The sequence below is a fragment of the Mycobacterium sp. MS1601 genome (genome assembly GCF_001984215.1).
GTDB lineage: Bacteria > Actinomycetota > Actinomycetes > Mycobacteriales > Mycobacteriaceae > Mycobacterium.
In genome coordinates this window covers 2,122,798-2,134,643 of sequence record NZ_CP019420.1, presented here as the reverse complement: position 1 = coordinate 2,134,643, position 11,846 = coordinate 2,122,798, and the positions used below count along the sequence as shown (strand labels likewise).

Genomic DNA, 11,846 nt, shown 5'->3' with positions numbered 1-11,846 from the left:
GCAGCCTGGCCCTGTGTCCCCGGCCGCATCGGCGACCGGGCTGGATCGACACGGTTTTCCACAGCGCGGCGAAGACCGGGGATTGTCGGAGCCGCGTGCCATCCTGGCTGCGTGAGGCATGAATGGGGCCGACCGGCGGCAGACGCGGGCGAAGGCTGGGTGGTGGTGGATCTCGAGACCACCGGATTCAGCCCCGGTCAGGCCCGCGTCATCAGCATCGCAGCACTGGCCCTGGACAGTGCGGGTCACGTCGAAGAGTCGGTGGTCAGCCTCTTGAACCCGGGTGTCGACCCCGGCCCCACACACGTGCACGGCCTCACCTCGGAGATGCTGGAAGACCAACCCACCTTCGGTGACATCATCACCGACGTCGCCCAGTTGCTCAAAGGACGCACGCTGGTCGCCCACAATGTGGCGTTCGACTACTCGTTCCTGGCTGCCGAGGCTGAGCTGGTCGGCGCCGAACTGCCCACCGAAACCGTGATGTGCACCGTCGAACTCTCCCGTCGACTGGGCCTGGAGCTGGAGAACTTCCGGTTGGAGACCCTGGCCCGGCACTGGGGGGTGGCGCAGCTGCGACCCCACGATGCGTTCGACGACGCCTCGGTGCTGGCCCAGGTGTTGCAGCCGGCGCTGCACCGCGCGCGTGATCGTGGCATCTGGTTGCCGATCCGCCCGGTTACCCGCCGCACGTGGCCCAACGGACGCGTCACCCACGACGAGCTGCGCCCGCTGAAGATGCTGGCCGCCCGGATGCCCTGCCCGTACCAGAACCCGGGCCGCTACGTCAGTGGCCGTCCGCTGGTACAGGGCATGCGGGTGGCCCTGTCGTCGGAGGTTCGCCGCACCCACGAGGAGCTGGTGGAGCGCATCCTGGCTGCCGGGCTGGCGTACTGCGACTCGGTGGATCCCGAGACGTCACTGGTGATCTGCAACGAGGCCACCCCTGAGCAGGGCAAGGGCTTCCTGGCCCGTGAACTCGGTGTGCCCGTCGTTTCGGACGTCGAGTTCATGGAGCGCGTGACCGGTGTCGTCGGTGGCACCGGCGTGGATCAGTTCACCGATGCCACCGTCGACGGTGACCAGTTCGCTCTTTTCTGAGGCAGCGTCGTCAGCTGACCGGAGGGCCGTTGAAGACATCCCAGACGAACCCGATTGCGGCGCCTATTGGCCCTGCCTTGCGCGCCACCTTGACGGCCGTGTCCACGGCCTCGCCCACCGGCTTGAGGGCTTTCACCACATTGTCTGCCGCCTGCGCCAAACCACCTAAAGCGACTCGGGCGATTCGGCCTGCATCTTCGACTCTTTTCGCAATGTCGCGCTGTACCTGCTTGAGGCCCAGTTCGATGGCTGACGGTATCTCGCGGACGATGTGGCCGACGCCTGTCCAGAAGTCATCCCATGGTGACCGAGCACCTCCGCCGGTGCTCGGAACATACGGTGGCAGACCGGTATTGATTACCGACACCGTATTCGAGCTGTTGTTCGCGGTGTAGATGCGCGTTCCGTCCGGACTCACCGCCAGACCGTCTGGCCAACCACCCACGGCGATCGGATTGCCCACGACGGAATAGGTGGAGCCATCGATCACCGATACCGTGTCGTCGGCAGCGTTGGTGACATAGATGTACTTGCCGTCGGGGCTGAATCTCACGCCATCGGGAAAACCGCCGACGGTGATCGTGGCGACGACCATGCCGGCTGCGGTATCAATCACCGACACCGAATTGCTGCGAGAATTGCCGACATAGACTCGGGAGCCGTCGGGGCTGAAGTCCAACCAGAGCGGACCGCTGCCAACTTCGATCGTGGCGGTGACGGTGTTGGTTGCGGTGTCGATAACCGACACCGTGTTGCCATTCGCGTTGGTGACGTAGGCGTGCGTACCTGGGGGGCTGACCTCCACCCGGAGGGGGAAATCGCCGACAGGGACGGTGGCGATCGTCGCCAATGTGGCAGTGTCGATGACCGACACCGAGCCGTCGCCGGAATTGGTCACGTACACGCGTCGGCCGTTCGGGCTAACCGCCAAGCCGTTGGGATCCGACCCCACAGGGATGGTGGCGATGACGGCATAACTGGTGGTGTCGACCACCGTGACGGTGTGGTTCGTGCTGACGTAGATACGGTTGTTGTCTGGGCTCACCGCGACGACACTGTCGCTGCTAATGACATCGAGCTGGATGGTGGCCAGCACATTGTTGGTGGCGGTATCGATCACCGTCACGGAGTGCTCGCCGGCGTTGGTGGTGTAGAGGCGCTTGCCGTCGGAGCTGATCTCCACCGAGATCGGACCTGCACCCACGGCGATACTCTCGATCACGGCGGGCGCGGAGTCCGCGACGGCGGCCGTTTGTACGGCAGCGTGGGTGTACTCCACCTCGACGTTGCGGGAGTCGAGTTCGGTGATCTCTCGGCGCTGAACGCCGGCCATCACCGCCACCACACCTGCCCCTTCCAGAGGAACCCCGGGCTCCGAGGGCTCCGAGGGCTCCGAGGGCTCCGAGGGCACTGACAGCGCGTCGACGTCGACGGACGGCGGCGTATCGGGTTCGTCCTCGGCGGGTTCATCTGACGCTGCCTCGACAGCGTGGATTGCTGTATCTGCCGAGGTACCCTCGACGTCCTTGCCAGAGCCGAAGCGCTTCTCCGCCGGGGTCTCCGAGGTGTCCGTGTCGGCCTCCGCATCGGCGTCCGAACTCTGGGATCCGTCGTGATTAGACGGTCGATCCCCGGCGCGGTCGTCGCTGTCCTTAGAGTCGGACGCAGGGTCCGACGCAGCGTCACCGGTGGAAGTGCTGCTGGTGGAGTCGGCGGATGTGCCTGTAGCGGAATCCTCGGCGTGCGCCACACCGGTACCCACGGCAAGTGCTGCGCCGATACCGAGTGTGACGGCACCGGCACCTAACCATCGATAGGGTTCCCGTGCCCCCGCCCGCTTCGCGTGCTTCTCAGATCGTCGGTTGCCCATCGGTGATTCCTCCGCCCCGCGCAATGCATGGTGCTGTCGCTGAGGTGGTTGTATCAGGCCTCCGGCTGCCTGGTGCACCGTGACGTTAGTATCTGACAGAATTCGTCCGATCGACCGACAGAGCGGCCGGCTGACTAGCCCCGCGCGGCGGCGCGGTTCACGGCCGAGACCACAGCCCGCAGTGACGCGGTGGTGATCGACGTCGCGATGCCCACTCCCCAGACCGTCTTGCCGCCGATGGACGCCTCGACGTAGGCGGCGGCCTGGGCCTCTTCGCCGGAAGACATGGCGTGCTCGGAGTAGTCCAGGACGTTGACGTCAAAACCGATGGCGCCCAGCGCATCACAGAACGCTGCCAGCGGGCCGTTGCCGGCGCCGACGATCTCGCGCTCTTCGCCGTCGACCTTCACCGTGGCGGTGATGGTGTCGGTACCGCCGTCGACCTCAGCGGCATCCACCTTCTGGCGCATCCGCTCCAGCGGCCGGATGGGCTTGAGGTACTCCTCGGAGAAGGCGTCCCACATCACCTTCGGCGACACCTCGCCGCCTTCACCGTCGGTGATCTTCTGGATCGCCTGGCTGAACTCGATCTGCAGTCGCCGCGGCAGCGCCAGACCGTGGTCGGCCTTCATGATGTACGCGACGCCACCTTTGCCGGACTGCGAGTTCACCCGAATGACGGCCTCATACGTGCGGCCGACGTCCTTGGGATCGATGGGCAGGTAGGGCACCTGCCACAGGATGTCGTCTACGTCGGCTTCCGCCTCGTCGGCGGAGACCTTCATGGCGTCCAGGCCCTTGTTGATGGCGTCCTGGTGGCTGCCGGAGAACGCCGTGTAGACCAGGTCACCGCCGTAGGGATGACGCTCGTGCACAGGCAGTTGGTTGCAGTATTCGACGGTACGGCGGATCTCGTCGATGTTGGAGAAGTCGATTTGCGGGTCGACGCCGCGGCTGAACAGGTTCAGTCCCAGCGTCACCAGGCACACGTTGCCGGTGCGCTCGCCGTTGCCGAACAGACAGCCTTCGATACGGTCGGCGCCGGCCTGGTAGCCCAGCTCGGCGGCGGCCACGGCGGTGCCGCGGTCATTGTGCGGGTGCAGGCTCAGGATGATCGAATCCCGCGGCGCCAGATGGCGATTCATCCACTCGATCGAGTCGGCGTAGACGTTGGGGGTGGCCATCTCCACAGTGGCGGGCAGGTTGACGATCAGCGGCACCTCGGGGGTGGGTGCCACGATCTCGGCGACGGCGTTGCACACCTCGACGGCGTACTCCAGCTCGGTGCCGGTGTAGGACTCCGGCGAGTACTCGAAGCGCCATTGGGTGTCGGGGTACTTCTTGGCCTCGTCGACGCACATGCGGGCGCCGTCGGTGGCGATCTTCTTCACCGCGTCACGATCGGCGCGGAACACCACCCGGCGCTGCAGGATCGACGTCGAGTTGTAGAAGTGCACGATGGCGCGCGGGGCGCCCTGGCAGGCCTCGAATGTGCGGGTGATCAGCTCGGGGCGGCACTGCGTCAGCACCTGGATGGTGACGTCGTCGGGGATGGCGCCCTGCTCGATGATCTCGCGGACGAAATCGAAGTCGGTCTGCGACGCCGACGGGAAGCCGACCTCGATCTCCTTGTAGCCCATCCGGACCAGCAGGTCGAACATGCGCCGCTTGCGCTGTGGGCTCATCGGGTCGATCAGCGCCTGGTTGCCGTCACGCAGGTCGACGGCACACCATGACGGAGCGGTGGTGATCACCTTGTCCGGCCATGTGCGGTCCGGCAGGGCGACGTCTTCCACTTCTTCGGCGAAGGTGCGGTACCGGCTCACCGGCATCGAGGATGCGCGCTGGGTGTTCCAGGCGGGCTGGCCGGGGTTGGGGGCACCGGCGGGGGTGTTGATGGTGCGTACCGAGCTGAAGGCATCGGTCGAGGGGTTGAAATTCTCGGTCATGGGTTTGCTCCGGATTCGTCTGGATTGACATCAGACCGGCGCATCGCGAAACACCCGCGACGGGAGGCCAGTCTGGATCAGACCCCGTCGCGGCGTCCGAGAAGGAGCACCCGCTGCACGAGCCCACTGTACCGCTGTCTCCCGCGCTGCCAAAACCCACCTCCAGCTGCCAGACTGTGACCGTGAAGTGGCTGGGGGGCGGTCTGCTGGCCGCGGCCCTGCTCAGCGGGTGCGGTGCCGTCAGTGGGGTGCCCCTGCCGGCGGCTGACGACCCGACGGTTTTCTTCGACGGCCCGGCGGCGTCCTTCGGGCAGCGGGTGAGTTCGCCCGACAGGATCCGGCTGACGTACCTACGCGCACTGCGCCGCATCGACGTCTGCGGGCTGGTGGACCGCGCAGCATTGTCGCGAGTGGGTGAAATCCAGTCGTTGGGTTCACTTTTCGCGCTGAATCAGTGCGACGTCGAAGTCAAGGTGCCGGGCCGCGCGGCGCCCAGTTACATCAGCGCGGCCCTCGAACTCACGACGCCGCACGGTCCGGAGATTCTCACTGTCGAGAGCCTGCCGGTATCGGAGGCGTACGACGGAGCCTGTGAGTACCTGATCCCGGTGAACCTGGCCGACCTGCCCGGTGCCAGTCCGCTGTTCGGGCCCGAGCAACCCCATCTGCGGGTCAGCATGGTCGCCGAATCCGACTGCGCCACGGTGCGCCGCGTGGCGTCGGTGATCGCCGAACGCGTGGCCGGGGGGTCGCTGCCGGTGCGTGATGGCGCCGCCGCGTACACCACTGCACTGGCCGAGCGTGATCCCTGCGAGATCCTCGCCGCGTTGCCTGCCGGGGACATCGGCTATTGGAACGTCCCGGGCACCGGTCCGTACCGCTGCGAGTTCGGGATCGACAGCGGCCCGGACGGCGGCACGGTACCGATGGTGCTGTCATTGCGGCCGCGGCTGGTCGACGCCGCTGTCGAGGGTCGCGAGCACACCGGCGCCGACGTCTATCTGGATCGCCGGTCCTGTTCGGCACTGGTGTTCGTCGGCCCGGACCTGCAGCGGCGCCTCGGCAACGGCGCCCTGGCGGACACCGGCGACATCTCGATCAGGCCGACCGTGGAGGTCAGCGGCAAGCAAGCACCGTGTACCGGAAACACCCTCGCAGAACAGGTGGCCGTTCGAGCCGCCGGGCTGTTCCGATGACGCGTGGCGCCGGGCCACCGCTACAGTGGCGCCGGTGAGAAGCCTGGACCGACGCTGGTGGGTGGCGATCGCTGCCGTCGCCGTCGTAGTGGTGGCGATCGTGGTGTCGGAGCTCTTCTACCGCGGGACATCCGAGGAGTGCCGCCCGGTGGTGGACCTGCTGGAGTTCAACAAGGCCCAGAGTGAGCAGATCGCCTCGCATGCCTCAGACGGTCTCCCGACGGTCGCCGAGGACGCGGCTTATCAGCAGTGGGCGGATGGACTGGCGCAGCGCGCCCAGCAGATCAACGACCCCAATCTGAGCGGCACTGCGATCCGGTTGGCGGACCTGGCCTCCCAGTTCGTCTCCAAGCTGCCGCTGATGCGGGCCGCGGCCGAAACGCACAGCCCGGGTGCGCCCACTCCGGACGTGGTCAACGACATGAACTTCCTCAATGCCCGGATCAGTCAGGAAACGGCGGAACTGACCGCCGCATGTGTCAACTGACGGTCAGAGCGGCCAGTTGAGAACGACCTCCGACAGGGGGCGACGGCTACGTGGACGACTGTCTCGCTCGACGATCTCTTCGGGCACCTGCGAGTAATCGCCCAGGCGGCCGACGGCGACGATGGCCAGCGGGGCCAGCCCGTCGGCAAGGTCGAAGGTCTGCCGAGCGCCGTCGACGTCGAAGCCGGCCATCGGGTGCACCTGCAGACCGCGTGATACCGCCTCGATGGCCAGGTTCGCCATCGCCGCACCCGCGTCCACCCGGGCGTACTGGGCGGTGTTGGCGTCCTCGCCGTCGTCGGCGCACACCAGGATCAGGGCGCTGGCGGCCTTGGCGTAGGCGTTGCCGCGCCGCAACTGCGCCGCCAGATCGTCGAACGGCCTCTCGCCGCGTCGGCCCACCACGAAGCGGACCGGTTGCCGTGCACCCCAGGTCGCAGCCCATCGCGCGGCCTCGAGCAGCGCCAGCAGATCAGTGTCGTCGATTACGGCCTCGGGGTCGAAGGCCCGGGGACTCCAGCGCGCGGCGATGTCGGGGTGAATCGGGACGCCGGTGAGGGCTGACCGGTCGGTGGGCTGCTCAGGCATCATGGCGAGGTTACCGGCGGGAAAAACCACGTGCTCTCCTCCCTTATCCTTGTTGGGATCAAGACTCCGGTGTGGAAGGGCAGACAGTGGCGCTCGTCGTGCAGAAATACGGCGGATCCTCGGTGGCAGACGCCGAGCGGATCCGACGCGTCGCCGAGCGCATCGTCGAGACCAAGAAGGCGGGCAACGATGTCGTCGTGGTGGTCTCGGCAATGGGCGACACCACTGATGACCTGCTGGACCTGGCCAAGCAGGTGTCTCCGGCGCCGCCGGCTCGCGAGCTCGATCTGCTGCTGACCGCGGGTGAGCGCATCTCCAATGCGCTGGTTGCCATGGCCATCGAGTCTCTCGGTGCGCAGGCCCGCTCGTTCACCGGGTCGCAGGCCGGTGTGGTCACCACCGGCACCCACGGCAACGCCAAGATCATCGATGTCACGCCCACCCGACTGCGTTCGGCGCTCGACGAGGGCCACATCGTGCTGGTCGCCGGCTTCCAGGGCGTCAGTCAGGACACCAAGGATGTCACCACGCTGGGCCGCGGCGGCTCCGATACCACCGCGGTAGCGGTGGCCGCGGCGCTGGGCGCCGATGTCTGCGAGATCTACACCGACGTCGACGGGGTGTACACCGCCGATCCGCGCATCGTCCCCAATGCCAAGAAGCTCGACACCGTGAGCTTCGAGGAGATGCTGGAGATGGCGGCGTGCGGCGCGAAGGTGCTGATGTTGCGCTGCGTCGAGTACGCCCGCCGTTATGACCTGCCCATCCACGTCCGTTCGTCGTACTCCGACAAGCACGGCACCATCGTCAAAGGATCGATCGAGGACATCGCCATGGAAGACGCCATTCTCACCGGAGTTGCCCACGACCGCAGCGAGGCCAAGGTCACCGTTGTCGGTCTGCCCGACGTACCCGGATATGCGGCCAAGGTGTTCCGCGCCGTTGCCGACGCCGACGTCAACATCGACATGGTGCTGCAGAACATCTCCAAGATCGAAGACGGCAAGACCGACATCACCTTCACCTGTGCTCGCGACAACGGACCCGGCGCGGTGGAGAAGTTGACGTCGCTGCAGAGCGAGATCGGCTTCACCCGGGTGCTGTACGACGACCACATCGGCAAGGTGTCGCTGATCGGTGCCGGTATGCGCAGCCATCCCGGCGTCACCGCGAAGTTCTGCGAGGCGCTGGCCGAGGTGGGCGTCAACATCGACCTGATCTCGACCTCCGAGATCCGAATCTCGGTGCTGGTCAAGGACACTGAACTGGACAAGGCCGTCGCGGCACTGCATGAGGCGTTCGGTCTCGGCAGTGACGAAGAGGCTGTCGTCTACGGCGGAACGGGACGCTAGAAATGGTCAACATCGCAGTAGTGGGTGCCACCGGCCAGGTGGGCCAGGTCATGCGGACCCTGCTGGAGGAGCGTGACTTCCCGGCCGACGGCGTGCGGTTCTTCGCCTCGGCGCGCTCGGCGGGCAAGAAGCTGAGCTTCCGCGGTCAGGAGATCGAGGTCGAGGATTCCGAGACCGCTGACCCGTCGGGTATCGACATCGCGCTGTTCTCCGCCGGAGCCACCATGAGCCGGGTGCAGGCACCGAGGTTCGCCGCGGCAGGCGCTGTGGTGGTGGACAATTCGTCGGCGTGGCGCAAGGACCCGGATGTGCCGTTGGTGGTCTCGGAAGTCAACTTCGACAGGGATGCGGGTAACCGCCCCAAAGGCATCATCGCCAACCCGAACTGCACCACCATGGCTGCCATGCCGGTGCTCAAGCCGTTGCACGACGAGGCGGGCCTGACCCGGCTGATCGTGTCCAGCTACCAGGCGGTGTCCGGCAGCGGGCTGGCCGGGGTGGAGGAACTGGCGTCGCAGGCACGTGCGGTGATCGATGGTGCCGAGCAGTTGGTGCACGACGGATCGGCGCTGGAGTACCCGGCGCCGGTGAAATACGTTGCGCCCATTGCGTTCAACGTGATCCCGCTGGCCGGCTCGCTGGTCGACGACGGAACTGGTGAGACCGACGAGGATCAGAAGCTGCGCAACGAGAGCCGCAAGATCCTCGGTATCCCGGAGCTGCTGGTCTCTGGCACTTGTGTCCGGGTTCCGGTGTTCACGGGTCACTCGCTGAGCATCAATGCCGAGTTCTCCCAGCCCATCACGCCGGACCGGGCCCGTGAGCTGCTGGCCGACGCGGCGGGTGTGAAGCTGACCGACGTGCCGACGCCGCTGGCGGCTGCCGGAGTCGACGAGTCGCTGGTGGGTCGCATCCGCCAGGATCCGGGTGTGCCCGACGGCCGGGGGCTGGCCTTGTTCGTCTCCGGAGACAATCTGCGTAAAGGTGCGGCGCTCAACACCATACAGATCGCCGAATTGCTGGCCGCGCAACTGTAGAACCTCTCGACCGCCGCTACGGCGGCGCATTGCCCACGACCGTGACCTGACTTGTCCAGGTCACGGTCGTTGTGTTTGCTGCCGGCACCACCAACGGTCAGTATCTGCACCCGGGTCCAGAGCACATCCGCATTGCACAGACTGAACGCAGTGAACAGGGCTGGGAGAGTCTGGGGCGCCAGCCAATGGCCATGTGGCCCCTGCATCGGTCGCCGGTCCGACATTACAGTAGCTGCGTGAGCTCGAAGGCTGTGGTTGTGACGATGGCTGTGCTGCCGCTGCTGGTGGGTCCGGTTGCGCACGCCGCGCCGGAGGTCGGCTTGCCCGCGCTGCAGCCCGGACAGGTGGTCCGCATCGGCCCGATTGCCGGAACGGGCACGCCGACAGCTGATTACGGCATCGGGGCCACTGATCTGTGTGAATTCATGGAGTTCACCACTGAGCTGCTGCAGGTGTGTGGTGACAGCTTCGCCGGTCAGGGGGTTGGCTTCGGCGGCTGGTACTCACCGGTGGCGCTGCACGTTGACGGCGCGTCGCTCGACGAGCCGGGAGGTGTGCGCTACACCGGGGTCAGTGGTGTGCACACCCCGCTGCTCGCTGACTCGACCCCACCAGGTTCGTCGCAGCTGCCCGCCGGCGTCGTGTCGATCAATCGGGAGAACTGGCTGATGGTGACCACCACCGCCAGCCTGCGACCGCAGTCCTCGCGATTGGTGAAAGCCGAAGCTGCGCAGGATCATTGGGTCACGGTGCCCGGGTCGGAACGCGACGCGGGCTACGCGCAGGGGCGGCAGTCCCAGATCAGTGGCTATTACGACCCCATCCCGAGGCCGGATTCGGAGACCGGTTGGGTGTACATCGTGACCAACAACTTCGACCGCAGTGCGCCGGTGACGTTGTATCGGGTGCCGCCGGCGGAGTTCACCGACCGGGCACGGTGGCAGGGCTGGTCGCCCGCGGGTTGGGGGACGCCGCCTGCACCGTTGTGGGGTGACCGCATCGGTGAGATGAGTGTGCGCCAACTCGACGGCAAGACGGTGCTGTCGTACTTCAACGCCAGCACCGGCAACATGGAGATCCGAGTGGCCGACGATCCCACCGGTCTGGGCCAGGCGCCGGTCACCACCGTGGTGCGCGCCTACGCTTGGCCGGAACCTGCCGAGAGCCTGCCGCCGCCGGAAGTCAACCAACTGGCTCAGCCGTACGGCGGCTATATCGCCCCGGGTTCGACCCTGGAGGAGGTGCGGGTGTTCGTCAGCCAGTGGAACACCGAGTCGCGCGAGCGAGCCCCGTATCGGGTGATCCAGTTCGCGGTCAATCCCCTTCGCTGACGGCGAGGCACAAGACGAAGCCCCGCATCGCTGAGTGCTGGTCTCTCAACACTCGCGTTGCGGGGCTTCGCTGGGCCATGCTCTGGATTGTGCGTCGATAGAGCAGCGGGGCCCACCGTGCGGATAGCCGTCCCGTCTCCGGACAAACCGATTACTTCGTGAAGACGTCTTTCACCTTGTCGGCGGCGTCCTTGACGCCGGCCTTGGCCTGGTCGAGCTTGCCTTCGTTCTCGGTGCTCTTGTCGCCAGTCGCTTTGCCGAGGCCTTCCTTGACCTTGCCGCCGAGGTCGTCGATCTTGTTTTCGGCGCTCATGGAATTCTCCTTCATCGCTGATGGTGGAAACCGGCTCGTGCTGAACCTGGCTCAGGGATACCTCCCCAAGCCCGGAGTTGAAACACGTTTCTACTGTGAGATGGATCGAGCTGCTCACAGCCACCGCATAGCCGGGACCTAGCCCACGCTGGGGTCGACACGAGCATCATCGAAGGCATGAGTGAAACATCAGAACCGGCAACCCAGCCCGTCGCCCCGGTAGCCACCTCACCTGCGACCGAGACAGTGGTGGTCGCCCAGGAGCCAAAGTCGAATCGGGTGGTCCAGGCCGCTGCCTGGGTGGGCATCGTGGCCGGCGTGGTGTTCATCGTGGCTGTGGTCTTCTTCTCCGGATTCATCCTCGGCAAGCAGTCCGGCCCGCGAATCCCGAACTTCGAAGGGCCTCGCCCACACCATGAGATGCTGTTCCGCGACGGCCCGCCCGGACCGCCGATGATGCGTCCGGGTCAGGGGATGGAAGGTCCCGGACCAGGCAATATCGGACCCGGGCCGGTGTCGCCGCCGCCGAGTCCGCCGCAGCGTCCCTGACTTCGTGTGAACGGGCTGTTTTGGGGTAACCCCTCCGGGCGTGGACAGCCCACCACGAGCTAGGGAGACGAAG

The 11,846-nt window shown here is 66.3% G+C and carries 11 protein-coding genes; 7 read left to right on the top strand and 4 right to left on the bottom strand.

Translation table 11 applies throughout. The features are described 5' to 3' along the window. Positions 1 to 111: 111 nt before the first annotated feature. Positions 112 to 1,101, top strand: coding sequence for a DEDDh family exonuclease (locus BVC93_RS10475; protein ID WP_083737109.1), 990 nt, complete (start codon positions 112 to 114; stop codon positions 1,099 to 1,101). 10 nt (positions 1,102 to 1,111) lie between these two features. Here the strand turns inward: BVC93_RS10475 and BVC93_RS10470 are convergent, their stop codons facing one another. Continuing rightward, a complete protein-coding gene (locus tag BVC93_RS10470; RefSeq protein ID WP_083737108.1) occupies positions 1,112 to 2,971 on the bottom strand; it encodes a YVTN family beta-propeller repeat protein in 1,860 nt (619 codons plus the stop codon). A 134-nt stretch (positions 2,972 to 3,105) separates the two neighbouring features. Then, on the bottom strand, positions 3,106 to 4,920 hold the full coding sequence (gene leuA, locus BVC93_RS10465; RefSeq protein WP_083737107.1) for a 2-isopropylmalate synthase: 1,815 nt from the start codon (positions 4,918 to 4,920) through the stop codon (positions 3,106 to 3,108). A 182-nt stretch (positions 4,921 to 5,102) separates the two neighbouring features. Between leuA and BVC93_RS10460 the strand changes: the two genes are divergently transcribed. Together BVC93_RS10460 and BVC93_RS10455 are read left to right on the top strand one after the other, a co-directional pair. Then, entirely contained in the window at positions 5,103 to 6,116 is a 1,014-nt protein-coding gene (locus BVC93_RS10460) for a hypothetical protein (RefSeq protein WP_083737106.1), read from the top strand. A 34-nt stretch (positions 6,117 to 6,150) separates the two neighbouring features. Then, positions 6,151 to 6,603 (top strand): hypothetical protein, encoded by a 453-nt coding sequence (locus BVC93_RS10455; protein WP_236950315.1) that lies wholly within the window; start codon positions 6,151 to 6,153, stop codon positions 6,601 to 6,603. Positions 6,604 to 6,606: 3 nt separating this feature from the next. Here the strand turns inward: BVC93_RS10455 and BVC93_RS10450 are convergent, their stop codons facing one another. Further along, positions 6,607 to 7,191, bottom strand: coding sequence for a nitroreductase family protein (locus BVC93_RS10450; protein ID WP_083740954.1), 585 nt, complete (start codon positions 7,189 to 7,191; stop codon positions 6,607 to 6,609). A gap of 86 nt (positions 7,192 to 7,277) precedes the next feature. Between BVC93_RS10450 and BVC93_RS10445 the strand changes: the two genes are divergently transcribed. From BVC93_RS10445 to BVC93_RS10435, 3 genes are all read left to right on the top strand, one after another. After that, positions 7,278 to 8,543: an aspartate kinase gene (locus BVC93_RS10445; RefSeq protein ID WP_083737105.1), complete on the top strand. Its 1,266-nt coding sequence runs from the start codon at positions 7,278 to 7,280 to the stop codon at positions 8,541 to 8,543. Positions 8,544 to 8,545: 2 nt separating this feature from the next. Continuing rightward, positions 8,546 to 9,580: an aspartate-semialdehyde dehydrogenase gene (locus BVC93_RS10440; RefSeq protein ID WP_083737104.1), complete on the top strand. Its 1,035-nt coding sequence runs from the start codon at positions 8,546 to 8,548 to the stop codon at positions 9,578 to 9,580. A 263-nt stretch (positions 9,581 to 9,843) separates the two neighbouring features. Continuing rightward, entirely contained in the window at positions 9,844 to 10,911 is a 1,068-nt protein-coding gene (locus BVC93_RS10435; RefSeq protein ID WP_083740953.1) for a DUF4185 domain-containing protein, read from the top strand. 151 nt (positions 10,912 to 11,062) lie between these two features. Here BVC93_RS10435 and BVC93_RS10430 read toward each other — a convergent pair whose 3' ends face one another. Then, on the bottom strand, positions 11,063 to 11,224 hold the full coding sequence (locus tag BVC93_RS10430; RefSeq protein ID WP_083740952.1) for a CsbD family protein: 162 nt from the start codon (positions 11,222 to 11,224) through the stop codon (positions 11,063 to 11,065). Positions 11,225 to 11,401: 177 nt separating this feature from the next. Here BVC93_RS10430 and BVC93_RS10425 point away from each other — a divergent pair, with 177 nt between their 5' ends. Then, positions 11,402 to 11,773: a hypothetical protein gene (locus BVC93_RS10425; protein ID WP_083737103.1), complete on the top strand. Its 372-nt coding sequence runs from the start codon at positions 11,402 to 11,404 to the stop codon at positions 11,771 to 11,773. Positions 11,774 to 11,846 lie beyond the last annotated feature (73 nt).

Bases quoted from the DNA above. Each gene is read 5' to 3' on its own strand.
- BVC93_RS10470 (WP_083737108.1), bottom strand. From the start codon at position 2,971: ATGGGCAACCGACGATCTGAGAAGCACGCGAAGCGGGCGGGGGCACGG.
- BVC93_RS10435 (WP_083740953.1), top strand. From the start codon at position 9,844: ATGGCTGTGCTGCCGCTGCTGGTGGGTCCGGTTGCGCACGCCGCGCCG.
- BVC93_RS10425 (WP_083737103.1), top strand. From the start codon at position 11,402: ATGAGTGAAACATCAGAACCGGCAACCCAGCCCGTCGCCCCGGTAGCC.
- BVC93_RS10450 (WP_083740954.1), bottom strand. From the start codon at position 7,191: ATGCCTGAGCAGCCCACCGACCGGTCAGCCCTCACCGGCGTCCCGATT.
- BVC93_RS10440 (WP_083737104.1), top strand. From the start codon at position 8,546: ATGGTCAACATCGCAGTAGTGGGTGCCACCGGCCAGGTGGGCCAGGTC.
- BVC93_RS10430 (WP_083740952.1), bottom strand. From the start codon at position 11,224: ATGAGCGCCGAAAACAAGATCGACGACCTCGGCGGCAAGGTCAAGGAA.
- leuA (WP_083737107.1), bottom strand. From the start codon at position 4,920: ATGACCGAGAATTTCAACCCCTCGACCGATGCCTTCAGCTCGGTACGC.